Annotated in this window: 27 protein-coding genes; 5 read left to right on the top strand and 22 right to left on the bottom strand. The window is 74.6% G+C overall.

Translation table 11 applies throughout. The features are described from left to right. Positions 1 to 144: 144 nt before the first annotated feature. From ypfJ to CSPHI_RS05985, 3 genes are all read left to right on the top strand, one after another. The gene (gene ypfJ, locus CSPHI_RS05995) at positions 145 to 1,029 is read left to right on the top strand and encodes a KPN_02809 family neutral zinc metallopeptidase (protein WP_075691935.1); all 885 of its coding nucleotides are present in this window, start codon (positions 145 to 147) and stop codon (positions 1,027 to 1,029) included. A 21-nt stretch (positions 1,030 to 1,050) separates the two neighbouring features. Then, positions 1,051 to 1,794 carry a CBS domain-containing protein gene (locus tag CSPHI_RS05990; RefSeq protein WP_075691934.1) on the top strand — a complete coding sequence of 248 codons (744 nt, stop codon included), beginning with the start codon at positions 1,051 to 1,053 and terminating at the stop codon, positions 1,792 to 1,794. 104 nt (positions 1,795 to 1,898) lie between these two features. Further along, positions 1,899 to 3,356: a nucleobase:cation symporter-2 family protein gene (locus CSPHI_RS05985; RefSeq protein WP_157118576.1), complete on the top strand. Its 1,458-nt coding sequence runs from the start codon at positions 1,899 to 1,901 to the stop codon at positions 3,354 to 3,356. Here the strand turns inward: CSPHI_RS05985 and CSPHI_RS05980 are convergent. Continuing rightward, the gene (locus CSPHI_RS05980) at positions 3,353 to 4,096 is read right to left on the bottom strand and encodes a chymotrypsin family serine protease (RefSeq protein WP_075691932.1); all 744 of its coding nucleotides are present in this window, start codon (positions 4,094 to 4,096) and stop codon (positions 3,353 to 3,355) included. The two genes, CSPHI_RS05985 and CSPHI_RS05980, sit on opposite strands and share 4 nt — an antisense overlap. 125 nt (positions 4,097 to 4,221) lie before the next feature. On the opposite strand from CSPHI_RS05980, the gene CSPHI_RS05975 reads away from it, so the two are divergent. Beyond that, positions 4,222 to 5,331 (top strand): L-serine ammonia-lyase, iron-sulfur-dependent, subunit alpha, encoded by a 1,110-nt coding sequence (locus CSPHI_RS05975; RefSeq protein WP_075691931.1) that lies wholly within the window; start codon positions 4,222 to 4,224, stop codon positions 5,329 to 5,331. A 3-nt stretch (positions 5,332 to 5,334) separates the two neighbouring features. Here the strand turns inward: CSPHI_RS05975 and CSPHI_RS12030 are convergent, their stop codons facing one another. The 3 genes from CSPHI_RS12030 to CSPHI_RS05965 are packed head-to-tail and all read right to left on the bottom strand — an operon-like array spanning position 5,335 to position 7,508. Next, a complete protein-coding gene (locus CSPHI_RS12030) occupies positions 5,335 to 5,511 on the bottom strand; it encodes a hypothetical protein (RefSeq protein WP_157118497.1) in 177 nt (58 codons plus the stop codon). Next, complete coding sequence (gene hisS, locus CSPHI_RS05970) at positions 5,508 to 6,794, bottom strand: histidine--tRNA ligase (protein WP_075691930.1); 1,287 nt, start codon at positions 6,792 to 6,794, stop codon at positions 5,508 to 5,510. The genes CSPHI_RS12030 and hisS overlap by 4 nt, the downstream gene beginning before the upstream one ends. A gap of 18 nt (positions 6,795 to 6,812) precedes the next feature. Beyond that, positions 6,813 to 7,508 carry an MBL fold metallo-hydrolase gene (locus CSPHI_RS05965; protein ID WP_169840398.1) on the bottom strand — a complete coding sequence of 232 codons (696 nt, stop codon included), beginning with the start codon at positions 7,506 to 7,508 and terminating at the stop codon, positions 6,813 to 6,815. A 123-nt stretch (positions 7,509 to 7,631) separates the two neighbouring features. Between CSPHI_RS05965 and CSPHI_RS05960 the strand changes: the two genes are divergently transcribed. Beyond that, the gene (locus CSPHI_RS05960; RefSeq protein ID WP_211274688.1) at positions 7,632 to 8,483 is read left to right on the top strand and encodes a peptidylprolyl isomerase; all 852 of its coding nucleotides are present in this window, start codon (positions 7,632 to 7,634) and stop codon (positions 8,481 to 8,483) included. A 77-nt stretch (positions 8,484 to 8,560) separates the two neighbouring features. On the opposite strand, the gene CSPHI_RS05955 is transcribed toward CSPHI_RS05960, so the two are convergent. The 18 genes from CSPHI_RS05955 to thrS form a co-directional block, all read right to left on the bottom strand. Then, the gene (locus tag CSPHI_RS05955; protein ID WP_075691929.1) at positions 8,561 to 10,825 is read right to left on the bottom strand and encodes a RelA/SpoT family protein; all 2,265 of its coding nucleotides are present in this window, start codon (positions 10,823 to 10,825) and stop codon (positions 8,561 to 8,563) included. After that, the gene (locus tag CSPHI_RS05950; RefSeq protein WP_075691928.1) at positions 10,822 to 11,388 is read right to left on the bottom strand and encodes an adenine phosphoribosyltransferase; all 567 of its coding nucleotides are present in this window, start codon (positions 11,386 to 11,388) and stop codon (positions 10,822 to 10,824) included. Before CSPHI_RS05950 ends, CSPHI_RS05955 begins: the two co-directional genes overlap by 4 nt. 81 nt (positions 11,389 to 11,469) lie before the next feature. After that, positions 11,470 to 12,657 carry a protein translocase subunit SecF gene (gene secF, locus CSPHI_RS05945; protein ID WP_075691927.1) on the bottom strand — a complete coding sequence of 396 codons (1,188 nt, stop codon included), beginning with the start codon at positions 12,655 to 12,657 and terminating at the stop codon, positions 11,470 to 11,472. A 1-nt stretch (position 12,658) separates the two neighbouring features. Then, entirely contained in the window at positions 12,659 to 14,491 is a 1,833-nt protein-coding gene (secD, locus tag CSPHI_RS05940; RefSeq protein ID WP_075693824.1) for a protein translocase subunit SecD, read from the bottom strand. A gap of 145 nt (positions 14,492 to 14,636) precedes the next feature. Then, positions 14,637 to 14,981 carry a preprotein translocase subunit YajC gene (gene yajC, locus CSPHI_RS05935; protein ID WP_075691926.1) on the bottom strand — a complete coding sequence of 115 codons (345 nt, stop codon included), beginning with the start codon at positions 14,979 to 14,981 and terminating at the stop codon, positions 14,637 to 14,639. A gap of 58 nt (positions 14,982 to 15,039) precedes the next feature. Next, complete coding sequence (gene ruvB, locus CSPHI_RS05930) at positions 15,040 to 16,107, bottom strand: Holliday junction branch migration DNA helicase RuvB (protein WP_075691925.1); 1,068 nt, start codon at positions 16,105 to 16,107, stop codon at positions 15,040 to 15,042. 11 nt (positions 16,108 to 16,118) lie between these two features. After that, positions 16,119 to 16,736: a Holliday junction branch migration protein RuvA gene (gene ruvA, locus CSPHI_RS05925; RefSeq protein ID WP_075691924.1), complete on the bottom strand. Its 618-nt coding sequence runs from the start codon at positions 16,734 to 16,736 to the stop codon at positions 16,119 to 16,121. Further along, the gene (ruvC, locus tag CSPHI_RS05920; RefSeq protein WP_425429740.1) at positions 16,733 to 17,254 is read right to left on the bottom strand and encodes a crossover junction endodeoxyribonuclease RuvC; all 522 of its coding nucleotides are present in this window, start codon (positions 17,252 to 17,254) and stop codon (positions 16,733 to 16,735) included. Before ruvC ends, ruvA begins: the two co-directional genes overlap by 4 nt. Positions 17,255 to 17,372: 118 nt before the next feature. Continuing rightward, positions 17,373 to 18,128: a YebC/PmpR family DNA-binding transcriptional regulator gene (locus CSPHI_RS05915; RefSeq protein WP_075691923.1), complete on the bottom strand. Its 756-nt coding sequence runs from the start codon at positions 18,126 to 18,128 to the stop codon at positions 17,373 to 17,375. 61 nt (positions 18,129 to 18,189) lie between these two features. Further along, entirely contained in the window at positions 18,190 to 18,831 is a 642-nt protein-coding gene (pdxT, locus tag CSPHI_RS05910) for a pyridoxal 5'-phosphate synthase glutaminase subunit PdxT (RefSeq protein WP_075691922.1), read from the bottom strand. Further along, on the bottom strand, positions 18,828 to 19,688 hold the full coding sequence (locus CSPHI_RS05905) for an acyl-CoA thioesterase (RefSeq protein ID WP_075691921.1): 861 nt from the start codon (positions 19,686 to 19,688) through the stop codon (positions 18,828 to 18,830). Before CSPHI_RS05905 ends, pdxT begins: the two co-directional genes overlap by 4 nt. A 6-nt stretch (positions 19,689 to 19,694) precedes the next feature. Next, entirely contained in the window at positions 19,695 to 20,597 is a 903-nt protein-coding gene (gene pdxS / locus CSPHI_RS05900; protein ID WP_075691920.1) for a pyridoxal 5'-phosphate synthase lyase subunit PdxS, read from the bottom strand. 108 nt (positions 20,598 to 20,705) lie between these two features. Then, on the bottom strand, positions 20,706 to 21,209 hold the full coding sequence (locus CSPHI_RS05895) for an NUDIX hydrolase (RefSeq protein ID WP_075691919.1): 504 nt from the start codon (positions 21,207 to 21,209) through the stop codon (positions 20,706 to 20,708). 2 nt (positions 21,210 to 21,211) lie between these two features. Continuing rightward, positions 21,212 to 22,366 (bottom strand): glycosyltransferase family 4 protein, encoded by a 1,155-nt coding sequence (locus CSPHI_RS05890; RefSeq protein WP_075691918.1) that lies wholly within the window; start codon positions 22,364 to 22,366, stop codon positions 21,212 to 21,214. A gap of 1 nt (position 22,367) precedes the next feature. Then, entirely contained in the window at positions 22,368 to 23,270 is a 903-nt protein-coding gene (locus CSPHI_RS05885) for a phosphatidylinositol mannoside acyltransferase (protein WP_075691917.1), read from the bottom strand. Beyond that, entirely contained in the window at positions 23,267 to 23,908 is a 642-nt protein-coding gene (gene pgsA, locus CSPHI_RS05880) for a phosphatidylinositol phosphate synthase (RefSeq protein ID WP_075691916.1), read from the bottom strand. The genes CSPHI_RS05885 and pgsA overlap by 4 nt, the downstream gene beginning before the upstream one ends. Further along, complete coding sequence (locus tag CSPHI_RS05875; RefSeq protein WP_245803361.1) at positions 23,909 to 24,466, bottom strand: ATP adenylyltransferase; 558 nt, start codon at positions 24,464 to 24,466, stop codon at positions 23,909 to 23,911. It lies immediately after the preceding gene. Beyond that, the gene (gene thrS, locus CSPHI_RS05870) at positions 24,450 to 26,507 is read right to left on the bottom strand and encodes a threonine--tRNA ligase (protein ID WP_075691915.1); all 2,058 of its coding nucleotides are present in this window, start codon (positions 26,505 to 26,507) and stop codon (positions 24,450 to 24,452) included. The genes CSPHI_RS05875 and thrS overlap by 17 nt, the downstream gene beginning before the upstream one ends. Positions 26,508 to 26,586 lie beyond the last annotated feature (79 nt).

The following is a 26,586-nucleotide window of genomic DNA, read 5'->3' as shown; positions in this document are numbered from 1 at the left end:
GGGTCGGGATGGGACGGTTCCTTGGGTCGCCGGCGGGCCCCGCCGGGCGTACGGTGCCCGAAGTCTACCCCCATCCGCCCGCGCCGCCCCGCCCGGGGCGGCGTCGCCGCGGCGCCGGCCGGCGGCCGTGGGATACTGGCGGCCATGACCTTCAAGTCGGATTTCCGGAAGAGCGGCGCCCGGGTGCGCCGCGCCGGCGGCGGCCCCCGCCGCGGCGGGATCGCCGTCGGCGGCGGCCTCGGCGGGCTGCTCCTGGTCGGCCTGTTCATCATGCTCGGCGGGGATCCCGCGATGCTCGCCGGGGACGGCGGCGGGCCGGCGCCGGCGCCGGAGGCCCGGCAGGAGGCCGGGGCGGATCCCTGCGAGACCGGGGCGGACGCCAACCGGCGGGCCGACTGCCGGGTGGAGTTCACCGGGATCTCCCTGGACCGGGTGTGGGCCGAGCAGCTGCCCGCCCAGGCCGGGATCGAGTACCAGGCCCCGGAGCTGGCGCTGTTCCAGGGCAGCGTGTCCACCGGCTGCGGGGCCGCGGAGGCGGCGACCGGGCCGTTCTACTGCCCCGCCGACCGCACCGGCTACTTCGACACCTCCTTCTTCGACACCCTGGTCCGGCTCGGCGGCAGCGACGGGCCGCTGGCCCAGCAGTACGTGGTGGCCCATGAGGTGGGCCACCACATCCAGAACCTGGAGGGCACCCTGGGCCGCTCCGACTACGGCAACCCCGGCGCGGACTCCGATGCGGTGAAGATCGAGCTGCAGGCCGACTGCTACGCCGGGATCTGGGCGCATTACGCGGACAAGGGCCCGGAGGCGATCCTGGAGCCGCTCACCGACGCCCAGGTCGCGCAGGCCGTGGAGACCGCCCGGGCGATCGGGGACGACTCCATCCAGCGCCACTCCGGCCGCGGGGTCAACCCGGACGCCTGGACGCACGGTTCCTCGGAGCAGCGCCGGGAGGCCTTCCTCGCCGGCTACCGCAGCGGCCGGATGGCCTCCTGCGACACCCTGGGCCGCGGCGCCTACCGCTGAGCGGCGCCTACTATGGCGGCCATGACCACGCAGGAGCAGCCCGGGGACCGCGCCACCGCCTTCCTGGCGGCCTTCAACGAGATCGAGCGGCATCTGCGCCGCGAACTCGACGGGAAGCGCCATGTCGGCTTCACCTGGATGGTCAACGAGCTGCATGAGCGGGGCCGGCTGCCGGAGCGCCAGCAACGCGCCCTGGTCGCCTTCGCCCGGCTGCGCAACGCCATCGCGCACGGCGAGTACCGGGACGGCCGCCCGATCGCGGACCCGCTGCCGGAGACCGTCGCCGAGATCCGCCGGCTGGCCGGGATCCTCGTCGATCCGCCGACCGTGCTGGGGGTGCTGGAGCGCCGGGACCCGGTGACCGTCGCCCCGGACGACCCGGTGGACCGGATCCACGCCCTGCTCCGGGAGACCACCTACTCCCAGTTCCCGGTGTACGAGGACGGCTCCTGCGTGGGCCTGCTCACCACCGACGCGGTGGCCCGCTGGGTGGCCGCCGACCTCGGCGCGGACGGCAGGCTCGGCGCGCGCACCGTCGCCGAGGTGCTCGGCCACGCCGGGCACGAGGAGATCCCGGTGCTGGTGCCCCGGGACATCACCGTCGCCGAGGCCGCCCGGCTGCTCACCCGGCCCGGCGCCGACGGCCGGCTGCCCCGGGCGCTGGTGGTCACCGAGCACGGCCGGGCCGGGCAGAAGCCGCTGCGGGTGGTCGGCGGCGGGGATCTGCCCGCGATGTACGAGGCGCTCAGCCTGACCGCCGGCTGAGCCGCGGGGCGCCGGCGCCGCGGCCACCCCCGGGGGGAGCGCCGGGATCGGCCCGGGCCCGGCGGGCGGGCCCGCCGGGCGGATACGATGCCCGGGTGAGCACCATGACCCGCGCCCCGGAGGGCCCAGACCATCCCGTCAACGAATACCCGGGCCACGGCAGGCTGCTGCTGCTCGGCTTCCAGCATGTCCTGGCCGCCTACGCCGGCGCGGTGGCGGTGCCGCTCTTCGTCGGCTGGGCGCTGGTCGAGGCCGGCCGGATGCAGCCCTCGGACATCCCGCACCTCATCGCCGCGGACCTCTTCGTCGCCGGCATCGCCACCGTCGTGCAGTCGGTGGGCATCTGGCGCTTCGGGGTGCGGCTGCCGCTGATCCAGGGCTGCACCTTCTCCGCCGCGATCCCGATGGTCGCCATCGGCGGCACCTACGGGGTGCCCGCCATCTACGGCGCGGTGATCGCCTCCGGGCTGTTCATGATGGCCTTCGCCCCGCTGTTCGCCTCCCTGCTGCGGCTGTTCCCGCCCCTGGTCACCGGCACCGTGCTGCTCATCATCGGCACCACCCTGATGCCGGTGGCCGCCGACTGGGTCGGCGGCGGGGCCGCGGTGAAGGGCACCGCCGAGTACGGCGCCCCCCGCAATCTCGCCATCGCCGCCTTCGTGCTGGCGCTCATCATCGTCATCGAGCGCTGGGGGCCGGCCTGGCTGTCCCGGATCGCGGTGCTGGTGGGCATGCTCACCGGCCTGGCGCTGTGCATCCCGCTGGGCATGGTGGACTGGACCGAGACCCAGGACTCCCCCGTGTTCGGCCTGACCACCCCCTTCTTCTTCGGGCTGCCCCAGTTCGTGCCCGCCGCCGTGTTCGCCATGTGCATCGTCAGCCTGGTCACCATGGTGGAGGCCACCGGGGACGTGCTCGCCATCGGCGAAATCACCGGCGCCGAGGTCGACGACCGCCGGATCGCGGACACCCTGCGCGCCGATGGCGCGGCCACCGTGCTCGGCGGGGTGTTCAACACCTTCCAGTACACCGCCTTCGCGCAGAACATCGGGGTGCTGTCGATCACGGGCGTGAAATCGCGCTGGGTGACCGCCGCCGCCGGCGGGATGCTGGTGGTGCTCGGCCTCATCCCGAAGACCGCCGCCCTGGTCGCCGCGATCCCGGCCCCGGTGCTCGGCGGGGCGGGCCTGGCCCTGTTCGGCATGGTCGCCGCCTCCGGGGTGCGCACCCTGTCCACGGTGCGCTTCACCGAATCCAACATCATCGTCGTCGCCGTGCCCCTGGCGCTGGGCCTGCTGCCCGCGGTGAGCCCGGGGCTCTTCGCCGGCACCCCGGACTGGGCGCAGACCTTCCTGTCCTCCGGCATCGTGATCGGCTCCGTGGCCGCCATCGTGCTCAACCTGGTGTTCAACACCGGCTCCCGGGCGCCGCTGGTGGCCAAGCCCACCGCGCACGACTCCTTCCGCGGCAAGCTCAACCTCAGCGACGACGACCACGACGGTTTCGGGGACACCCCCGCGGAGCGCTCCCGGCGGGCGGCCGGGCCGGGGGCGGGCGCCTAGCCCAGCACCACCCGGAACCCCGCCGCCGCGGCGGCCGGGCCGGCGAGGAGCTCGGCGAAGGACAGCGCCGGGCCCTCCTCGGAGACCCCGGAGAGCAGCCCCACCGCCGCCGGGGCCCGCCCGGGCCGCTCCAGGTACACCGGGGAGCCGGAGTCGCCGCGGATCGCCGCCGCGGCGAAGGCGACGTCGGAGCCCTCCCGCCCGACCAGGGCGGTCATCGGCCCGCAGCTGCGCCCGGAACGCTGCCCGGTGAAGCACAGCCGGGGCCGCCGCGCGGCCAGCTCCGCCGGGGCGAGCACCCGCCCGGGCGCGGCGCCGGCCTCCCCCGGCCCCGCCGGGTCCGCGATCCCGGGCTCGCCGCCGGCGGGGTCGTCGAGGGCGATGAAGCCGAGGTCGAGCTCATCGGCCCACTGCGAGCCGCCCGCGGCGAAGGTGAACTCCCCGATCCTGGTCCAGCCGCCGAGGCGGCCGGGCACCAGGGCGGCGTCGCCGACCGATCCGCAGTGCCCGGCGGTGAGGAAACCGCGCCGGCCGGCGGGGTCCTCGGCGAGGAAGCCGAGGGTGCAGGTGCCGTCCGCGGCCGGGTTGACGTAGCCGGCGCCGGGCCGCGGCGGCTCCGCGGGGGCGTCCAGGAGCTGCGGCAGCAGCGCCCCGGCGGCGGCCATCGCCGCGACCGTGCCGGCCGCGATCGCGGCCAGCCCGGCGAGGATCCGCGCCCGGCCGGCGCCCACGGTGGCCATGGCCCCCATCCTGCCACCCGCCCCCGGCGAGCCGGGCGGCGGCACCACTGGTGCGCCGCGGGGGTTTCACGCTCCCGAAACACGGGGGAAACCCACGGGGTGACCTGCGGGAATATCCTGCGGCCATGACCGTCTGCCTGGAGGACATCTACCGCATCGGGCCGGGCCCGCACCTGCTCGACGCGGTCGCCCCGATGGCGGCGGCGGCCCGCTTCGCCGCCGCGGCCCGCCCCGGGCCCGGAGACCTGGTGGAGGTGGCGCTGCGCGGCCGGCTGGCCCGGGTGCCGCTCGGCCGGGGGCCGGGGCGGGCGGTGCTGCTGGGCCTGGCCGGCCGGGATCCGCGCACGGTCACCGCCGCCGAGGCCCCGGTGCTCGGCGCCCCGATCCCCGCCGAGGGCTCGGTCGCCGGGGTGCGCTACCGGATCCGGCGCGACCCCGCGGAGCTGCCGGTGGTGCCCGACGGGCTGGTCCTCCGGCTGCCCCTGGCCCGCGGCGACGCCCCGGCGCCGGGGATCGTGCTGCACTGCCGCGCCGATGGCCGGGTGCTCTCCGCCGGGGAGCTCGCGGGACGCCGGCCCACCGCCCCGCCGACCGCGCTCCCCGACGCCGGGGAGCTGCTGGACCGGGCCCGGCTGGCCGGCTCCCTGGCCGGGGCGGTGGCCGCCGCGCATGCCGCGCGCACCGGGGACCCCGATTCCGCGGCGGCGCATCTCGACGACGTGTGGGCGGTGATGCGCGAATCGGTGGCGGCGGGGCTGAGCCGCCGGGTGGGCCCGGCCGGGGTCAGCCCCCGGGCGCCGGGGCTGCTCGACGGGCTGCTCCGCGGGGCCGGGGCCGGCGGGGCCGGGCTGGACTGGGTGCGGCTCTACGCCCTGGCGGTCAGCGAGGAGAACGCCGCCGGCGGCCGGGTGGTGGCCTGCGGGGGCAACTCCTGCTGCGGGGTGCTGCCCGCGGTGCTGCACCACGGCCTGGGCGGGCCGGCCGGGCCGCGCCGGGCGGCCGCGCACGAGTTCCTGCTCGCCGCCGCCGGCGCGGGCGCGGTGTGGGCCACGGCCCCGGAGCCGGAGCGGGCCGCCGCGATGGCGGCGGCCGGCCTGGCCACGGTGCACGGGGCGGAGCCGGCGGCGGCGCTGGCCGCCGCCCGGCGGGCCGCGGCGGGGCTGCCCGCCGGGGCGGACGCCGGGGATGTCGCGGTGCGCGCGATCCGCGCGGTCGCCGCGCCCCGGGCGGCCTGAGCGCTACACCGGCGGGGCGCCGCCGAGGATGGCGATGAGGTCATTGGCCGCGCCGAGGTACCAGCCCTGCAGATAGCCCACCGCCGCGCGCACCGGCTCGGGGGCGTGCAGGGCGCCGAGGAGGTCATCGGAGCCGGTGAGCGAGCCGTCCACGGCGGCGCGCACCGCATCGGCGATCATCGGCCCACCCGCCCGGCGAGCAGGGCGACGACCTCATCGAGGGGCACCGGCCGCTGGCCGTGCTCGGCGAGGTCCTTCAGCTGCACCTCCGCGCGGTCCAGCTCCGCGTCGCCGAGCACCAGGGCGTAGCGGGCGCCGGCCCGGTCCGCGGCCTTCATCGCGCCCTTGAGCCCCCGGCCGCCGTAGGCCATGTCCGCGCGCACCCCGGCATCGCGCAGCCGGTTGACCAGGACCGCCATCCGGGCGGCGGCGGCCGCGCCCAGCGGCACCCCGAACACGTCCACCCGGGAGGCCTCCCCGGCGGTGACGCCCTCGGCGGCCAGGGCCAGCACCGCCCGGTCCACGCCCAGGCCGAAGCCCACCCCGGAGACCTCCTGGCCGCCGAGCTGCGCCATCAGCCCGTCGTAGCGGCCGCCGCCGCCGATCCCGGACTGGGCGCCGAGCCCGTCGTGCACGAACTCGAAGCAGGTCTTGGTGTAGTAGTCCAGGCCCCGGACCATCCGGGAGTTGATGGTGTAGGCGATGCCCATGTCCTCGAGCAGCCCGGTGACGGTCTCGAAATGGGCCCGGCAGTCCGCGGAGAGGTGGTCCAGCATCAGCGGCGCCTCGGCGAGCATCTCCTGCACCTCCGGGCGCTTGTCGTCGAGCACCCGCAGCGGGTTGAGCTGCGCCCGCCGCCGGGTCTCCTCGTCCAGGGGCAACCGCAGCAGGAACTCCTGCAGCTTCGCCCGGTAGGCGGGCCGGCAGCCCTCGTCGCCGAGGCTGGTCAGCTCCAGGCGGTAGCCGGTGAGCCCGATGCTGCGGAAGCAGGCCTCCGCCAGGGCGACCACCTCCGCGTCCAGGGCCGGGTCGTCGACCCCGACGGCCTCCACGCCGACCTGCTGCAGCTGCCGGTAGCGGCCCGCCTGGGGCCGCTCGTAGCGGAAGAAGGGCCCGGCGTAGGACAGCTTCACGGGCAGCTGGCCGCGGTCCAGGTTGTGCTCGATCACCGCCCGGATCACCCCGGCGGTGCCCTCCGGGCGCAGGGTGACGGAGCGGCCCCCGCGGTCGGCGAAGGTGTACATCTCCTTGCTCACCACGTCCGTGGACTCGCCCACCCCCCGGGCGAACAGGCCGGTGTCCTCGAACACGGGCAGCTCCACCGGCGAGTAGCCGGCCAGCCGGGCGCGGCGCACCCAGGTGTCGCGCACCGCCTCGAACTCGGCCGAGGCCGGGGGCACGTAGTCGGGCACCCCCTTGGGGGCGTGGAAGGGCCGGAACCGCTGCGTCGTCTGCTCGCTCACCCGGGCAAGACTACCCGGCTAGCGCACCTGGGCCAGGAAGGGGTTGCCCGCCCGCTCCGCCCCGATCGTCGAGCCGGGGCCGTGCCCGGGCAGGATGGGCAGCCCGTCGGGCAGCGGCAGCACCCGATCCCGCAGGCTGGCCAGCATCGCCGCCGGATCCGAGGCGGGCAGGTCGGTGCGCCCGATGGAGCCGGCGAAGAGCACGTCCCCGGTGAAGAGCACCTCCTCGGCCCCGTCGGCCACGCGCAGCATGACGCTGCCCGGGGAGTGCCCGGGGGCGTGGCTGACCCGCACGGTGAGCCCGGCGAGGGCCAGCTCCGCCCCGTCGGGCAGGTCCCCCGGGTCCTCGGGCGGATCCATCGCGGCGACGTTGAACATGGCGCCCAGGTTCAGCCCCGCCCCGATGACGGGGTTGGCCACCATGAAGCGGTCGTGGGCGTTGATCCGCACCGGCGCGCCGTGCTCGCGCTGCACCTCGGTGCTGTCCCGGGTGTGGTCGATGTGCCCGTGGGTGAGCAGCACCGCCTCCGGGGCCAGGCCGTGCTCGGCGCACAGCTCGCGCACCCGCGCCGCGGCGCCCATGCCCGGGTCGATCACGATGCAGGGCCGGGCGGGGGCCCCGGCGCCGGCCTCCGGGTCGGCGGCGACCCCGGTGACGAGGTAGCAGTTGGTCTGCAGCGGCCCGGCCGCGAATCCGATGATCTCGATGCTCATGGGGGCCATTGTCCACGAAAGGGGCGCGCCGGGTCCGCCCCGGCGGCCGCGCCGGGCATAATGGGCGCGGTACCGGACCGGTATTCTTCAGCGACACACCGACGATCGGAAGGCGGGCACCACGTGGCCGGGAACGAGCAACGGCGCCGCGAGGCGATGAGGAACCTCGAGCGCGAACTGCGCAAGCGCGAGCGGGCCGAGAAGACCAAGCCGCTGGGCGTGGTGGCCGCCACCCTGGCGATCCTGGTGGTCATCGTCGGCGGGATCTGGTTCCTCACCACCATCGGCGGGGAGGACGAGGAGGTCGAGGCGGAGTCCACCACCCCGGTGACCGACCCGGCCGACGAGGGCGTCGAACCGCTGTCCCTGGTCCGCGCCGAGGCGCTGCCGGACACCGTCACCTGCGATTACGTCGAGGACGGGGCCGCGGCCAAGGAGGTCGCCGCCCCCGACGGCGCCGAGGTGCCCGCCACCGGGGAGGTCACCGTCACCCTGGCCACCTCCGCCGGGGAGATCCCGATGGTGCTGGACCGGTCCCTGTCGCCCTGCGCGGTGCACGCCATCGAGCACCTGGCGCGATCCGGCTACTTCGATGACACGGTCTGCCACCGGCTGACCACCGGCGGACTCAACGTGCTGCAGTGCGGGGACCCCACCGGCAGCGGCACCGGCGGGCCGGGCTTCCGCTTCGCCGACGAGTACCCGGTGGACGGCTCCGAGGCCGGGGCCGGGCAGACCGTGGTGTACCCGGAGGGCTCCATCGCGATGGCGAACAGCGGCCCGGACACCAACGGCAGCCAGTTCTTCCTCAACTACGCCGACGGCACCCTGCCGCCGAACTACTCGGTGATCGGCCGGATGGACGACACCGGCCTGGCCACGGTGCGGGCCGTGGGCGACAAGGGCGTCGCCGACGGCGGCGGCGACGGGGCCCCGGCCGAGGAGGTCCGCATCCGCGAGGCCACCGTCTCCTAGGGCCGCGCCCGCCCGGAACGCCGGCGGCCCCGGGGGGTGCTCCCCCGGGGCCGCCGGCGTTCCCCGGTGCCGGGGGCTCAGCCGCCGCTGGTGACCCGGAAGACGTCGTAGACGCCCTCGATCCCGCGCAGCACCGAGATCACGTAGCCCAGCTGCTTGGTGTCGGAGACCTCGAAGGTGAAGCGCATCGTGGCCACCCGGTCCGCCGAGGCGTGCGAGGAGGTCGACAGGATCGACACCTTCTGGTCGGAGATGGTGCGGGTGATCTCGGAGAGCAGCCCGTGCCGATCCAGGGCCTCGATCTGGATGGTCACCGTGAACACCGCGCCCGGGGCCTCCGCGGCCCATTCCACGCCGATGATCCGCTGCGGCTCGGCCCGCAGCTTCGCCGCGTTGGTGCAGTCGGTGCGGTGCACCGACACTCCCCCGCCGCGGGTGACGAACCCGAAGATCCGGTCCCCGGGCACCGGGGTGCAGCATTTCGCCAGCTTGGCCATCATGTCCGCGCTGCCCTCGACGAGCACCCCGGCGCCGTCGGCGCGGGCCCGCTTGGCGGGGGCCTGCATCTTGGACAGCGGGGTGCGCGCGGCGAGCTGGTCCTCGGCGTCGTCGCGGGAGCCGAACTGGGCCATCAGCCGGTTCGTGACGTGGCCGGGGCGCACCGTGCCCTCGCCGATCGCGGTGTAGAGGGCGTCGATGTCCGGGTAGTTCAGCTCGGCGGCGATCTGCTGCATGGACTGCGGGGTGAACAGGCGGTGCAGCGGCAGCCCGCCGCGCTGCACCTCCGCGGCCAGGGCGTCCCGGCCGGCCTCCAGGGCCTCCTCGCGGCGCTCCTTGGCGAACCACTGCCGGATCTTCGCCTTCGCCCGGGGGGTGCGCACGAAGGACTGCCAGTCCCGGGAGGGCCCGGCGTGGGTGTCCTTGGAGGTGAACACCTCCACCCGGTCCCCGGTCTTCAGCGGGGACTCCAGGGCGACCAGCTTCCCGTTGACCTTCGCCCCGATGCAGCGGTGCCCGACCTCGGTGTGCACCGCGTAGGCGAAGTCCACCGGGGTGGCCTCCGCGGGCAGGGTGATCACGTCCCCCTTGGGGGTGAACACGAAGATCTCGTTGGTGGCCAGGTCGTAGCGCAGGGAGTCGAGGAACTCGTTGGGGTCGGCGGCCTCGCGCTGCCAGTCCAGCAGCTGGCGCATCCAGGCCATCTGCTCCACCTCGTGGGAGTCCCCGGAGTGGGAGCCCTTGGTCTCCTTGTACCGCCAGTGCGCGGCGATCCCGTACTCGGCGTTGAAGTGCATCTCCCGGGTGCGGATCTGCACCTCGAGGGGTTTGCCCGAGGAGCCGATGACGGTGGTGTGCAGTGACTGGTACACCCCGAACCGGGGCGCGGAGATGTAGTCCTTGAACCGGCCCGGCATCGGCTGGTACAGGGTGTGCACCGCGCCGACCGCGGAATAGCAGTCCGCGTCAGTGTCCACCAGGATCCGGATGCCCACCAGGTCGAAGATCTCGTCGAACTGGTGCCCGCGCACCATCATCTTCTGGTAAATCGACCAGTAGTGCTTGGGCCGGCCCTGCACCTCGGCGGCTATATGCGATTTGCGCAGGAAGGCGGTGACCTCCTCGCAGACCTCGGCGAGGTACTTGTCGCGCTGCGGGGCCCGGTCGGCGACCAGGCGCACCAGCTCCTGGTACTTCTTCGGGTGCAGGATGGCGAAGGAGAGGTCCTCCAGCTCCCATTTCACGCTGGCCATGCCCAGCCGGTGCGCCAGCGGGGCGATCACCTCGAGGGTCTCCCGGGCCTTCTTCGCCTGCTTCTCCGGGGGCAGGAAGCGCATGGTGCGCATATTGTGCAGCCGGTCGCAGACCTTGATCACGAGCACCCGCGGGTCGCGGCTCATCGCCACGATCATCTTGCGCACCGTCTCCGCCTCCGCCGCGGAGCCCAGCGCCACCTTGTCCAGCTTGGTCACCCCGTCCACCAGCCGGGCCACCTCGGGGCCGAAGTCGGCGGTGAGCTGCTCCAGGGAGTAGTCGGTGTCCTCCACGGTGTCGTGCAGCAGCGCCGCGATGAGCGTGGTGGTGTCCATGCCGATTTCGGCGGCGATGGTGGCCACCGCCAGCGGGTGGGTGATGTAGGGCTCCCCCGATTTGCGGGTCACCCCCTCGTGCAGGCGCTCCGCGGTGTCGTAGGCGCGCTGCAGCTCCGCCAGATCCGCCCGCGGGTGCACCTCCCGGTGGATCGCCACCAGCGGCTCCAGCACCGGGCGCACCCGGCCCCGGGCCCCGGTGAGGCTGCGGGCCAGGCGGGCGCCGTAGCGCCGGGCGGAACGATCCTGGTTCACCTGGCGGCCGCCTCGCGCACCGGCTTGACCACATGCACCGGCAGATCCGGGAAGCGCCCCCGGCCACCGAGGTCGGGCACCTCCAGCACCGCGGCGACCCCGACCACCTCCGCCCCGCAGGCCTCCAGCAGCGCCCGGGCGGCGCCCATGGTGCCGCCGGTGGCGAGCACGTCGTCGACGAGGGCGACCCGGCGGCCGGCCAGCGGGATCCCGCCGGCGGGCACCTCCAGGGCGGCGGTGCCGTACTCCAGCTGGTAGTCCTCCCGGTGCACCGGCGGGGGCAGCTTGCCCTCCTTGCGGACCGCGAGCACGCCCAGGCCCATGGAGTAGGCCACCGCGGAGCCGAGCAGGAAGCCGCGGGCGTCCAGGCCGGCGATGAGCTCCGCGTCGACCGCCGCGCAGGCCGCGGCGAGGTCCTCGATGATGAGCCGGAAGGCCCCCGCGTCGGCCAGGGCCGGGGTGAGGTCCTCGAAGAGGATTCCCTCCTCGGGGAAGTCGGGCACGAGCCGGATCAGATCCGACAAGGCCTGCTGGGCGGTGGCGTGGGTCACGGGTGCCTCCATGGGTCGAGTTCCCGGGGCCCGGGGGTGCCCCCCGGGGCCGCGGGGGGCCGGGCCGGTGCTCACCTTCACGTTACCCCGGCGTCAGCGCCCGCCCGGCCGCCAGGTCAGGGGTCCGGACTCGCCCGCGCCCGGGGCCGGGTCGATGCCGGCGCGCGGCGCCCCGGCGGCGGGCGCGGCCTCGGCCGCCGCGGCGGATTCCGCGGCGTCCGGGTCCTCCCCGGCGCGGGCGGCCGCCACCCGGGTGGCGTGCTCGCGGTACTTGCGCTGCCGGGACTTCAGGGCCACCAGGATCGGCGCGGCGAGGAAGATCGAGGAGAAGGTGCCCTCGATGATGCCGATGAACTGGATCACCGCCAGGTCCGCCAGGGTGGACACGCCCAGCGCCCACACCGCGATGAGCAGCAGCGCGGCCACCGGCAGCAAGGTGGACACGGTGGTGTTGATGGAGCGCATGATGGACTGGTTGACCGCCAGGTTCACCAGCTCCGGGTAGGAGCGGCGGGTGGACCCGGCGAAGCCGGCGGTGTTCTCCTCCACCTTGTCGAAGACCACCACGGTGTCGTAGAGGGAGAAGGACAGCACGGTGAGCAGGCCGATCACCGTGGCCGGGGAGACCTGCAGCCCGGTGAGCGAGTAGCAGCCCAGGATCACCACCCCGTCGACGAGCAGGCCCGCGATCGCCGCGATCGCCATATCCCGCTCGAAGCGCAGGGTGATGTAGCCGAAGACCAGGACCAGGAAGACCACCGCGGCGATGAGCATCCGCTCGGTGATGGAGCTGCCCCAGGATTCGGAGACGGTGGAGTCGCCGATGGTGTCCGGGCTGGGCGCGCCGGTGGCGTCGACGGGGGAGAACTCCTCGAACAGGGCCTCCCGGGCGTCGCCGATCTCGGCCTCGCTGAGCCGGGTGGAGGTGATCTCCAGCACCCGGCCCTCCCCGGAGCCGATGATCTGCACCTGCTCCGGGACCACCCCGGTGGCGTCGGTGAACACCTCCTCGGCGGCCTCCTCGGCGACCTGCCCGGCGGGCATGGTCATCCGGGTGCCGCCCTCGAAGTCGATGCCCAGGCTGAAGCCGCGGATCGCGATCGCGGCGAGGGCGATCACGATCACCGCGGCGGCGATGGTGAACCAGCGCCGCGAGCGGCCGACGATGTCGACCCCGCCGGCGCCGGTGTAGAGGCGGGTGAGCACGCCGCCGGCCTGCCGGCCGCGCAACGAGTCCTGCGGGGCGACCGCCCCGGTCCCGGTGGTGGTGGGCTCGGCCATGTCAGCTCTCCTTCCGGGAGGCGGTTCGGGGGGCGTCGACGTCGCCGGGCAGGGTCTCCCCCGCCCCGCGCCGGGTGCGCGCCAGGGCCATCACCGACCCGAAGCCGTTCATCGACGGCTTCGCCAGCCAGGGTTTCCGGGAGGCCAGGATGACCAGCGGCGCGGTGACCAGGAAGGCGGTGATGATGTCGAAGGCGGTGGACAGGCCCAGGGTGAAGGCGAAGCCCTTGACGTCGCCGACGGCGAGCACGTAGAGCACCACCGCGGCGATGATGGAGACGAAGTTGCCGGACCAGATGGTGCGCTTGGCGCGGCGCCAGGCGTGCGGCACCGCGGAGCGGAAGGTCCGGCCGTCGCGGATCTCGTCCTTGATCCGCTCGAAGAAGACGATGAAGGAGTCCGCGGTGGTGCCGATCGAGATCACGATCCCGGCGATGCCGGCGAGATCCAGGCTGTAGCCGATCCACCGGCCGAGCAGGATGAGCACCCCGTAGACCATCGCCCCGGAGGCGGCGAGGGAGACCAGGGAGATCGCGCCCAGGCCCCGGTAGAGCACCAGGGCGTAGACCACGATGAGCAGCACGCCGATGAGCCCGGCGACCAGGCCGGCGGTCAGCGAGGCCGCGCCGAGGCTGGCCGGGATGGTGGTGGCGGTGCCCCCGGATTCGCCGTCCTCGCCGGCGAAGCTCAGCGGCAGCGCGCCGTAGCGCAGGTTGTTCGCCAGCGCCTGCGCCTCCTCCAGGGTGAAGTCTCCGGTGATCGAGGTCGCCGAGCCCACCGGGGTGGCCTCGCGGATCACCGGGGCGGAGAGCACCTGGGAGTCCAGCACGATGGCGACCTGCTGCTGCAGGTACTCGGTGGTCAGCTTCGTCCAGGTGGCCGCGCCGGTGGCGCCCCCGGCGGAGCGGAAGCGGAAGGAGACCTCCACCTCCCCGGTCTGCTGGTTGTAGCCGCCGTTGATCGGCGAGGAGGTGTCGATGGCGTCGCCGGAGAGGCGCTTGCCGCCCTCGTCCTCGCCCTCCAGCAGCGGCGCCGGGCCCAGCAGCAGGGTCTGCCCCGGGTTCGAGGGATCGCAGGTGACCAGCGGCTTGGCCGGGTCATCGGCCCCGCCGAGCGGATCCGCGGCGGCGGGGTCGGCGCACTGCAGCAGGGCCGCGGCGGCCATCAGGGTGGTGGGGTCCTCGGCCTGCCGGGCGGCCAGCAGCACCTCGCGGACCCGCTCCCGGCGCTCGGCGCGTTCGATGGAGTTCGCCGGCTCCGCGGGGGCCTGCGCCTCCACCGGCGGCACCGGCTCCGGGTCCTCGGCCATCCCCGGCGGCAGCGGCTCATCCGGGTTGGCCTCCTCGAAGGCCGCGCGCTGCTGCTGCACGGTCTCCGCCAGACGCTCGTTGAGCCCGTCGACGGCCTCGGTGGCCTGCTCCGGGGTGATCACCCCGGCCTCCACCCAGTCCACGGCGACCTCGTGGGTGCGCTCGCCGAGGACGGTGATGTCCGGGTTCTCCGGCTGGCTCACCGGGCGAAAGAACAGCTGGGAGGTCTGGCCCAGGGCCCGGGCCTCCTGGGAGTCCTCCCCGGGCACGGTGATCACCAGGGTGTCGCCGTCGGTGACCACCTCGGCGCCGGTGACGCCCATCCCGTTGACGCGGTTCTCCAGGATCCGCCGGGCCTGGTCGAGCTGCTCCGGGGTGGGCTGGTCGCCCTGCGGCACCAGGGTCACCCGGGTGCCGCCCTGCAGGTCGATGCCGAGTTTCGGGGTGGCGTTGCGATCCCCGGTGAACAGCACCAGGGCGTAGGTGAGGAGGAGGATGACGACGAACAGCGCCAGCGCCAGCATGGGGCGGGCGCCGCGCCGGTCGCGTGCGGTGGCGCGGCGGCGTCGGGTGGAGGTGGCCAAGACGGGACTCCTGCCGGGGTCGGGGATGATTCGGGCGGCCGCACCGGGTGCGCGCGGCCGCGGGGGCGGGGGCGGGGCGGGCGGCTCAGGCGCCGTCGGCGGGCGCCTCGGGCGCCTCGGGCGCCTCGGGCGCCTCCGGGGCGGGCCGCGCCGGCCCCTCGGCGGCCTCGGCCTCCCGGGTGAGGTTGCGCAGGATGGCAGCGCGCTCCCAGGTGGTCACCACGCCGTCCGCGATCTCCAGGTCCACGGTGGTCTCGCCGACCGCCACGATCCGGCCGTGCACGCCGGCGCCGGTCTGCACCCGCTCACCGGGGGCGACCCGATCCTGCATCGCCCGGATTTCCCGGATCTTCTTGTTCTGCCGGAAGGTCTGCCACAGGGGCACCGCCAGCAGCACGACCATGAGGAGCAAGAGCAGCATCGGTTCCATGGCGCATGAGTCTAACCTGCCCCGTCCCGGGCGCACCCCCCAGGGCGCGGCGTGGCGCTCAGAACAGGCCCGGGGCGCCCTCCGGCGGCTCCAGGCCGAGATGCCGCCAGGCGGTGGCGGTGGCCACCCGGCCGCGGGCGGTGCGCGCCACCATCCCGGCGCGCACGAGGTAGGGCTCGCAGACCTCCTCCACGGTGCCCGGGTCCTCGCCGACGGCCAGGGCCAGGGAGCCCACCCCCACCGGGCCGCCGCCGTGGCCGCGGATGAGCGCGTCGAGCACCGCCCGGTCCAGCCGGTCCAGGCCCATCTCGTCGACGTCGAAGACGATGAGCGCCGCCCGGGCGGCGCCGAGATCGATCACCCCGGAGCCGTGCACCTCGGCGAAGTCGCGCACCCGGCGCAGCAGCCGGTTCGCGATCCGGGGGGTGCCCCGGGAGCGGGAGGCGATCTCCACCGCGGCGTCGGGGTCGATGGCCACGCCCAGGATCCCGGCGGCGCGGGTGACCACCTCGGTGAGATCCTCGACCTCGTAGTACTCCATCTGGGCGGTGTAGCCGAAGCGGTCCCGCAGCGGCCCGGTGAGCATCCCGGAGCGGGTGGTCGCCGCCGCCAGGGTGAACGGCGGGATCTCCAGGGGGATGGAGGTCGCCCCCGGGCCCTTGCCGACGATCACGTCGATCCGGAAATCCTCCATCGCCATGTAGAGCATCTCCTCCGCCGGCCGCGCGATCCGGTGGATCTCGTCGATGAAGAGCACGTCGCCCTCCATCAGGTTCGACAGCATCGCGGCGAGATCCCCGGCCCGCTCCAGGGCCGGCCCGGAGGTCATCCGCAGCGAGGTGCCCAACTCCTGGGCGATGATCATCGCCATGGTGGTCTTGCCCAGCCCGGGCGGCCCGGAGAGCAGGATGTGGTCGGGGGTGACCCCGCGCCGGCGGGCCCCGGAGAGGATCAGGTCGAGCTGGCCGCGCACCTTGGGCTGGCCGATGAACTCGTCGAGGGATTTCGGCCGCAGGGTGACCTCGGCGGCGCGCTCGGCCTCCAGCGGGCCCGGGTCCACCGGGCGCTCGCGGCCGGCCCCGCCGCCGCCGGCGAGGTTGAATTCGGTGCTCTCGATATCGCCCATGTCCGCCCAGCCTAGTTCCGGCCCAGTTCCGCCAGCGCCGCGCGCAGCGCCGCGGGGACGTCCAGCTCCGGGTCCGCGGCGAGCACCCGCTCGGCGGCGGCGGCCGCCTCCGGGCGGGCGAAGCCCAGCCCCAGCAGCGCCTCCACCACGGTCTCCCCCGCCGCGCCGGCCGCGGCGGCCGGGGCCGGCCCGGCGGCGCCGCCGGCGGGTTCGCCGGTCGGGGCGGCGAAGGGGGCGACCTTCTCGCCGAGCTCCACGATCATCCGGGCGGCCATCCGGGTGCCCACTCCGTTGGCCCGGGCCAGCGCCTTGGCGTCCTCGGCGGCCACCGCGGCGGCGATCTCCGCCGGGGTGAGCGCCTCGAGCACCGCCAGGGCGAGCTTCGGGCCCAGCTTGGAGACGGTCTGCAGCACCTCGAACATGCGCCGCTCCTCGTCATCGGCGAAGCCGTAGAGGGTCATCGAGTCCTCGCGCACCACCAGGGTGGTGAGCAGCCGGGCGGCCTCCCCGCGGCGCAGGGTGGCCAGGGTGCGGGCGGTGGCGGTGACCAGGTGGCCCACCCCGGCGCATTCCACCACCGCGAACCCGGCGCCGAGGTCGACGACCTCGCCGCGCACCGAGGCGATCATCGGCCGGCCCCCGCCCGGGCGGCGAGGTCGGCGGCGGCGCGCTCCCGGGCCAGCTGCGGGGCCCGCCAGCAGTGGCACACCGCCAGCGCCAGGGCGTCGGCGGCGTCCGCCGGCTGCGGCGGCTCGGCCAGGCCCAGCACCCGGGTGACCATGGCGGTCATCTGCGCCTTGTCCGCCCGTCCGTTGCCGGTGACCGCCTTCTTCACCTCGGAGGGGGTGTACTCGTGGATGTCCAGGCCGCGGCGGGCCGCGGCGAGCATGATCACGCCCACCCCGTGCGCGGTGTGGATCACGGTGGAGACGTTGCCGCGCTCGAAGACCCGCTCCAGGGCCACCACATCGGGCTGGTAGCGGTCCAGCCACTCCTCGGCGGCGTTGGACAGCCGCAGCAGCCGCTCGGCCAACGGCAGGTCGGCGGGGGTGCGGGCGACGCCCACGGCGACCGGGGTGACCCGGCGGCCGGCCGCCCCGTCGGCGATGGAGAGGCCGCAGCGGGTCAGCCCGGGGTCGACGCCCATGACGCGGATGGGGGTGGCGTTGATTCTCACGCGTCCATTCCTACCAGATCCCCCGAACAGATGTTTGCACCCGGCGTCGGACGGGGCCCGGCCGCGCGGCGGCGGCCGGGCGGCGCGCCTACTCCTCCTCGAGCTCGGCGAGCACCTCATCGGGGATGGACATGTTGGTCCACACGTTCTGCACGTCATCGGAGTCGTCGAGGGCGTCGATGAGCCGGACCATCTTCCGGGCCCCGGCCAGGTCCAGGGGCACCTCCACATCGGCCCGGTAGTCCGGGTCCGCGGAGTCGTACTCCACCCCGGCGTCCTTCAGGGCGTTGCGCACGTTCATCAGGTCGTTGATCCCGGAGACGATCTCGAAGGAGTCGCCGAGGTCGTTGACCTCCTCGGCGCCGGCGTCGATGACCAGCATGAGCAGATCATCCTCCTCCTGCCCGTCCTTGGGCAGCACCACGACGCCCTTGCGCTCGAACATGTACGCCACCGACCCGGGGTCGCCCATGTTGCCGCCGGCCTTGGTCACCCGGGAGCGCACCTCGCTGGCCGCCCGGTTGCGGTTGTCGGTGAGGCACTCGATGAGCATGGCCACCCCGCCGGGGCCGTAGCCCTCGTAGAGGTTGAGCTCCCAGTCCGCGCCGCCGGCCTCCTCGCCGGAGCCGCGCTTGCGGGCCCGCTCGATGTTGTCGTTGGGGACGGAGAGCTTCTTCGCCTTCTGGATCGCGTCGTAGAGCGTCGGGTTGGCGGCCGGATCCCCGCCGCCGGTGCGCGCCGCCACCTCGATGTTCTTCACCAGGCGGGCGAACTGCTTGCCCCGCTTGGCGTCGTTGGCGGCCTTCTTGTGCTTGGTGGTCGCCCATTTCGAGTGGCCTGCCATAAGCGAAATCAACTCCCTCGTCGAAGCCGGTCAAATCCGGCCCCACTATAGCCGGGGGGTGTTACCGCCCGGTTTCGCCCGCGGCCGCCGGCAGGTCGATCCCGGCGCATCCGGTGAGGAAGAGCCGGTGCAGCCGGTCCTCCCCCGGCGCGCACTCCGGGTGGAAGCTGGTCGCCAGCACCGCGCCATGGCGCACCGCGACCACCGCCCCGGAATGCGGGCCATGGCCGGCCGGCACCCGGGCGAGCACCTCCACCCCCGGGCCGACCGCGGTGACCTGCGGGGCCCGGATGAACACGGCGTGCACCTCCCCGGCCACCCCGCGGACGGCGAGATCGGCCTCGAAGGACTGGGCCTGGCGCCCGAAGGCGTTGCGGCGCACGGTCACCGGCAGCGCGCCCAGGCGCACCGCGTCCGGGCGGGTGTCGAGGACCTCCTCGGCCAGCAGGATCATCCCGGCGCAGGTGCCGAAGGCGGGCAGACCCCCGGCCAGCGCCGCGGCCAGGGGCCCGGCCAGGCCCTCGGTGCGCAGCAGCCGGGAGATGGTGGTGGATTCGCCCCCGGGCAGGATGATCCCGGCGAGATCGGCCAGATCCGCCGGCCGGCGCACCCGGCGATGCGCCACGCCGAGCCGGTCGAGTACCCGCTGGTGCTCGGCGACGCCGCCCTGCAGGGCGAGCACCCCGATGACCGGGGCGCTCACCCGGCCGCGCCCGGGTCGTGCGGCACCGGGTCCACCCCCGGCGCCAGGTGCCGGGTGAGCCCCTCCTGGGTGACCACCGCGACGAGATCCCCGGCCCGGTTGAAGATCCGGCCGTGGGTCAACGCCCGGCCGGCGTGCGCCGAGGGCGAGACCTGGTCGTAGAGCAGCCACTCATCGGCCCGGAAGGGCCGCAGGAACCACATCGCGTGGTCCAGGCTGGCCTCCTGCACCTCCACCCCGGGATGCGGCACCAGGGCCGAGGACAGCAGGGTCATGTCCGACATGTACGCCAGGGTGCACACGTGGAAGGTGGGGTCGTCCGGCAGCGCCGCCTTGGAGCGGAACCACACCACCTGCTGGGAGGCGGTGTACGGGTTGTGCCGGTAGTCGTCGGCGTCGACCACCCGGATGTCCCAGTCCGACCATTCCCGCAGCAGCAGCCGGCGGGTCCGGGTCATCCCGGAGGTGTCCATCACCACGTCCTCCGGGTCCGGCACGGCGCGCATCTGGTCGGAGTGCTCGATCCCGGTGTCGCCCTCCCGGTGGAAGCTGGCCTGCATGGCGAAGATGGTGCGCCCGTCCTGCACCGCCTTAACGTGCCGGGCGATGAAGGAGCGGCCGTCGCGGATCCGGTCCACCACGAACACGGTGGGGATATGCGGCCGGCCGGGGCCGACGAAGTAGGCGTGCAGGGAGTGCACCGCGAAGCCCTCGCCGACGGTGCGGGTGGCCGCGACCAGCGCCTGCCCGGCGACCTGGCCGCCGAAGGTGCGCTGCAGCACCGACTCGATCACCGGGCCGCGGAAGATGTCCCGGTCGATGCGCTCCAGGTCGAGCACGCGCTGGATATCGGCCATGGTCGCCTACCAGCCCCGCTCGGCGAGGCGGTGCGGGGCGGGGATGTCGTCGACGTTGATGCCGACCATCGCCTCGCCCAGGCCCCGGGAGACCTCGGCGACGACCTCCGGGTCGTCGTAGTTCTGGGTGGCCCGGACGATGGCCTTGGCCCGGCGCTCGGGGTCGCCGGACTTGAAGATCCCGGAGCCGACGAAGACGCCCTCGGCGCCGAGCTGCATCATCATCGCGGCATCGGCGGGGGTGGCGATCCCGCCGGCGGTGAACAGCACCACCGGCAGCCGGCCGGCCTCGGCGACCTCCCGGACCAGCTCGTAGGGGGCCTGCAGCTCCTTGGCGGCGACGTAGAGCTCATCGGGGGCCATGGAGCGCAGCCGGTTGATCTCGGCGCGGATGGTGCGCATGTGGGTCACCGCATTGGACACGTCGCCGGTGCCGGCCTCGCCCTTGGAGCGGATCATCGCCGCGCCCTCGTTGATCCGGCGCAGCGCCTCGCCGAGGTTGGTGGCCCCGCAGACGAAGGGCACCTCGAAGGCGAACTTGTCGATGTGGTTGGCGTAGTCGGCGGGGGTGAGCACCTCGGACTCGTCGATGAAGTCCACCCCCAGCGAGGCCAGCACCTGGGCCTCCACGAAGTGGCCGATCCGGGCCTTGGCCATCACCGGGATGGACACCGCCTCGATGATCCCGTCGATCATGTCCGGGTCGGACATCCGGGACACGCCGCCCTGGGCGCGGATGTCGGCGGGCACCCGCTCCAGGGCCATCACCGCGGTGGCCCCGGCGTCCTCGGCGATCCGCGCCTGCTCCGGGGTGACGACGTCCATGATGACGCCGCCCTTGAGCATCTCGGCGAGTCCGCGCTTGACGCGGGCGGTGCCCTGGCCGGTGGTGTTTTCGGAGGTGGTCAACGCAGGCTTCTCCCATGTCTCGGGTGTGTCGGCGGACCCGGGCGGCGGCGTGGCCGGCGCCCGGGCCCCGGTGGTCACCGACAATAGTAGACCGCCCGGTACAAGTCCCTAGGAGCCGGGGCGGGCGACGATGTCGAAGTACTCCGGGCTGGGCGCGGTGCCCGCCAGGCGCAGGGCGCGCACCAGCCGCCGCCGGCGCAGCGCCCGGGTGTCGGTGACCGCGTCATTGTAGAAGCGGCGGGCCAGGTCCACCCGGGTGCGCGCGTCGTTGACCTCCAGGGCCACCGGGGCGGGCACCGCCGCCCCGGCCTCGTCCAGGGCGGCGGAGAGCGCCGCGGCGAGCCGGTTCTCCGCATCGGCGCGCGGGCCGGGCTCCGCGGCGGTCAGCGGCAGCGCCTCCGCGGCCCCGGCGAGCCCGGCCAGCTCCGGGAAGGCCGCCCGGGTCACCGCGGCCCGCCGGCCCAGGGCGGCCTCCAGGGAGGCCCGGGCCAGATCGCAGCGCACGTGCATGCGGTTGAGCCGCTGCGCCATGGAGGACGCCAGCAGCGCCAGGATGGCCAGGGCGACCACCAGGATCGCGGCCAGCAGGGCCCATACCGGGATATGCACCATCGTCAACCCACCCGCACCTTCTCCCCGTCCCCGCGGACGGTGTCGTAGACCTGCAGCACCCGGTCCGCGATCGCGGACCAGTCGTAGTCGCGCGCCCGGGCGTGCCCGGCGGCGACCAGCGCCGCCCGGCGGTCCGGATCGTCGAGCACCCCGCGCACCGCCCGGGCCAGATCCGCGGCGTCGCCGTTGCGGAACAGCTCCCCGTGCGCCCCCTCGCCGAGCACCAGCCGGAAGGCGTCCAGATCGCTGGCGACCACCGCGGCGCCGGCGGCCATCGCCTCCACCAGCACGATGCCGAAGCTCTCCCCGCCGCGCTGCGGGGCGACGTAGACGTCCGCGGAGGCCAGCACCGCGGCCTTGGCCCGTTCCGGGACCCGGCCGACGAAGCGCAGCGCCTCGGCATGCCGGCCGGCGCGGCGCACCGCCGCCTCCAGCTCCCCGTCGCCGACGACGACCACCTCCACCCCGGGATGCGCCGCCCGGATCCCCGGCAGCGCGTCGAGCAGCACGCCGAGGCCCTTGCGGGGCTCGTCGAAGCGGCCGAGGAAGACCAGCCGGGGCCGGCCCGGCTCGGCCGGGCCGATTCCGGCCTCGGCGGCCACCGCCGGGTCCGCCAGGCCGGGGGCGCGCTCGTAGTCGGCGACGCGCACCCCGTTGGGGATGAGCACCGGGTCGCCGCCGAGCTGCTCGACCTGCCAGCGCCGGGCCACGTCGGAGACCGCGATCCCGCCGCGGATCCGCTCCAGCAGCGGCCGCAGCGCCGGCAGCGCCAGGCGCAGCAGCCGGGAGCGCTCCGCGGCGGAGTGGTAGGTCGCCACCACCGGGCCGGTGGCCTGGGCCAGGGCGAGCATGGACCAGGAGGGCGAATTGGGCTCGTGGATGTGCAGCACGTCGAAGTCGCCGCGCCGGATCCAGCGGCGCACCCGGTACGCGGTGCGCGGGCCGAAGGCGAGCCGGGCCACCGAGCCGTTGTAGGGGATCGGCACCGCCGCGCCGCCGCGCACCACGAACCCCGGCACCTCGGCGTCCCGGCCGGCGGGGCCGATGAGGGAGACCTCGTGGCCGCGGCGGCGCAGTTCCGCGCACAGGTCGATGGCGTGGGCCTGCACCCCGCCGGGGTAGTCGAAGCTGTAGGGGCACACCATGCCGATCCGCATCTCAGCGCCCCCCGCGCCGGTCGGCGGGCCAGAAGGGCTGCAGCAGATGCCAGTCCTCGGGGTGGGCGGCAATCGCCTCCTGCATCTGCGCCGCCTGCTCGGCGACGATCTCGGGGACCGGGCGGCCGGCGACGGCGATTTCCGGCCGGATCCGGATCCCCCAGCGGCCGGGGCCGTCGAAGAACAGGTCCACCACGTGCAGCGCCGCCCCGGTCTCCCGGGCCAGCGCCGCCGCCCCGGCGGGGATGGTCGCGGCCTCGCCGAAAAACTCCACCGGCACCCCGTCGCCGGCGAGGTCCCGGTCCCCGAGCAGGCAGACCACCCCGCCGCCGGCGAGGGTCTCGCGCAGCCCGGCGATCGGCGGCTCACCCCCGGTGAGCGGCAGCACCCGCATGCCCAGGGACTCCCGGAAGTCCACGAAGGCGTCGTAGAGCGCCTCCGGGCGCAGCCGCTCGGCGACGGTGGTGAACCCGCCGACCCGGTCGATGAGCCAGGTGCCGGCCATGTCCCAGTTGCCGGAGTGGGTGGTCACCAGCACCACCCCGCGGCCCCGGGCGTGCGAGGCGTCGAAGTGGCCGGCCCCGGTGAGCCCGGCGCCGATCCGGGCGGTCAGATCCGGGGAGGCCATCCGGGGCAGCCGGAAGGCCTCCACCCAGTAGCGCAGGTAGGAGCGCAGCGAAGCGCGCACCAGCCGGTCGGGCACCGCCCCGGGGGCGCGCCCGGTGACCCGGGCGAGGTTGCGGCGCAGCTGGGCCGGGCCGCCGTCGCGCGCCGCCATCCGGTCGGCGATGGCGTAGCCGGCGCGCAGCACCGGGGCCTCCGGCAGCAGGCCCAGCACCCGCCAGCCGGCGAGGTAGCCCAGGGCGGCCAGCTCCTCGCGGCCCCGGGCCGGCCGGGCCCTCATCCCGCGGCGCCCTTCGGCGCGGCGATCGGGTCCCCGGCATGGGGGTCGCGGGCGGCGATGACCATGCGCTGCACCACGGTGGCCGCCGAGCCGAGGGCCAGCGCCACCAGGGCCACGTCGAGGGCGTGCGGCACCCCCAGGCCGCTCAGGCCCAGGCCGACCAGGGCGAGGATGAGCCGCTCGGCGCGCTCCACCAGGCCCCCGTCCACGGCGATCCCGGAGGCCTCGGCCCGGGCCTTGACGTAGGACACCACCTGGGAGGCGACCAGGGTGACCAGGCAGGCCGCCTGGATCGCGGGATGGCCGTGCCCGTCATGGGCCAGCCACCACAGGATCGCGCCGAACAGGGCGCCGTCGGTGATCCGGTCGCAGCCGGCGTCGAGCACCGCGCCGAAGCGGGTGCCGCCGCCGCGCAGCCGGGCCATGGTGCCGTCGAGCAGGTCGAAGAAGGTGAACACGGCGGTGAGCACCGCGGCGGCGAAGAGGTGCCCGGCCGGGATCAGGGCCACCGCGATCCCGGAGGCGGCGGCGGTGCCGGCCACGGTGAGCGCGTTCGGGCTCACCCCGGCGCGGTTGAGCGCCGCGGCCACCGGCTCCACCACCACCGCCACCGGGCGGCGGCCCCTGGCGCTGAGCATCTAGTCCTCCCCCCACGCCGCGGCGAGCAGCCGGCGGGTCTCCCGCAGCAGCTGCGGGAGCACCTTGGTGCCGTCGAGGACGGTCATGAAGTTCGCGTCGCCCACCCAGCGCGGCACGATGTGCATGTGCAGGTGCTGGCCCACCGAGCCCCCGGCGGCCCGGCCCAGGTTGAAGCCCACGTTGACCGCATGCGGCCGGGAGACCCGCTTCAGCGCCCGGATCGCGCGCTGCGCGAAGGCCATCAGCTCCGCGGCCTCCGCCGGGTCCAGGTCCTCCAGGTCGGCGACCTCCCGGTAGGGCAGCACCATCATGTGCCCGGCGTTGTAGGGGTACAGGTTGAGCAGGCAGTACACCCGCTCCCCGCGGGCGACGATGAGCGCCTCCTCGTCAGCGCGCCGGGGCAGCTCGGTGAAGGGGTTCGCCCGGGTGCCGTCGCCGGCCGCCGCGGCGTCATCGGCGATGTAGCCCATCCGGTAGGGCGCCCACAGCCGCTCCAGGCGGTCCGGGGCGCCCAGCCCCGAATCCACCACCCGGCCGGGCTCAGCGGCGGGCGTCAAGGCGCTCCCCGTTCGGCTGCTCGTTGATCCGCTCGGCGATCCAGGAGGTCACCAGCGCGGCGGCCTCGGCCACCGGCACCCCGTTGACCTGGGAGCCGTCCAGGAAGCGGAAGCTCACCGCGTCGGCCTCGACGTCGCGGGCCCCGGCGAGCACCATGAAGGGCACCTTCTGGGTGGTGTGGTTGCGGATCTTCTTCTGCATCCGGTCATCGGAGGAGTCCACCCGGGCGCGCACCCCGGCGCCGCGCAGGCGGTCCATGAAGGCCTCCAGGTGCGGCACGCAGTCCTCGGCGACCGGGATTCCGACGACCTGCTCGGGGGCCAGCCAGGCCGGGAAGGCCCCGGCGTAGTGCTCCAGGAGCACCCCGAAGAAGCGCTCGATGGAGCCGAACAGGGCCCGGTGGATCATGATCGGGCGGTGCTTGGCGCCGTCGGCGGCGGTGTACTCCAGCGCGAAGCGCTCCGGCAGGTTGAAGTCCAGCTGCACCGTGGACATCTGCCAGGTGCGCCCGATCGCGTCGCGGGCCTGCACCGAGATCTTCGGCCCGTAGAAGGCCGCCCCGCCCGGGTCGGGCACCAGGTCCAGCCCGGAGGCGTCGGCGACCCGGCGCAGGATCTCCGTGGAGCGCTCCCAGATTTCGTCGGTGCCGACGAACTTGCCCTCGTCCTTGGTGGACAGCTCCAGGTAGAAGTCGTCCAGGCCGTAGTCGCGCAGCAGGGAGATGATGAAGTCCAGCACATCGGTCAGCTCCGCCTCGAGCTGCTCCTCGGTGCAGTAGATGTGCGCATCGTCCTGGGTGAACCCGCGGGCCCGGGTGAGGCCGTGGATCACCCCGGACTTCTCGTAGCGGTAGACCGTGCCGAACTCGAACATCCGGATCGGCAGTTCCCGGTAGGACCGGCCCCGGGAGGCGAAGATCAGGTTGTGCATCGGGCAGTTCATCGGCTTGACGTAGTAGTCCTGCGGGGCCCGGATGCAGGTGCCGTCGGGGGCGTACTCGCCGTCGAGCTGCATCGGGGGGAACATGCCCTCGGCGTAGAAGTCCAGGTGCCCGGAGCGCTCGAAGAGCTCCCCCTTGGTGACGTGCGGGGTGTTCACGAAGTCGTAGCCGGCCTCGATGTGCCGGCGCCGGGAGTGCTGCTCCATCTCATTGCGCACGATCCCGCCCTTGACGTGGAACACCGGGAACCCGGAGCCGATCTCGTCGGGGAAGCTGAACAGGTCCAGTTCCGCGCCGAGCCGGCGGTGGTCGCGCTTCTCCGCCTCGGCGAGCATGTCCAGGTAGGCGTCCATGGCCTCCCGGGACTCCCAGGCGGTGCCGTAGATGCGCTGCAGCCCGGCGTTGGCCTGGTCGCCGCGCCAGTACGCCGCCGAGGAGCGGGTCAGCGTGAACGCCGGGATGTACCGGGTGGTGGGCACATGCGGGCCGCGGCAGAGGTCGAACCAGACGGTGTCGCCGGTGCGCGGGTTGACGTTGCGGTAGCCGGTGAGCTCCGCGCCGCCGACGTCGACGTTGGCGTCCTCCTCGGCGCCGACCGCGCCCCGGGACTTGTCGGCGATGAGCTCCAGCTTGTAGGGCTCCCCCTTGAGCGAGTCGGCGGCGGAGTCGGCGGAGTCGAAGACGAAGCGCTCGAAGCGCTGCCCGGACTTGATGATCTTGCGCATGCGGCGCTCGATGCGCTTGAGGTCCTCGGGGGTGAAGGGCTCGGCGACGTCGAAGTCGTAGTAGAAGCCGCCCTCGATGGCCGGGCCGATGCCCAGCCGGGTGCCGGGGAACTCGGCCTGCACGGCCTGGGCGAGCACATGGGCGCAGGAGTGCCGGATGACCGAGCGGCCGTCCTCGGTGTCGGCGGGCACCGCCTGCACGGTCTCCTCCGCGGCCGGGGCGTAGGCCAGGTCGCGCAGCGCCCCGGCGGAGTCGCGGACGCAGACGATGGCCTCGGGGCCCTTGTTCGGCAGTTCCAGGTCGCGCATCGCGGCCCCGGCGGCGACCCCGGCGGGGACGGTGAACGAGACGGCGGGGCGGGCGGGGGTGGTCACTTCGGATCTGCTCCTTCATGCTCGGGCGGGTGCCGCATACCGGGCGACTCCCGCGGACCGGGCCAACCTTACCCGGTGC

It is taken from the genome of Corynebacterium sphenisci DSM 44792, from assembly GCF_001941505.1.
Lineage (GTDB): Bacteria > Actinomycetota > Actinomycetes > Mycobacteriales > Mycobacteriaceae > Corynebacterium > Corynebacterium sphenisci.
Note: the sequence above shows the minus strand (reverse complement) of the source record. Positions and strands in the feature narration are given on the sequence as shown.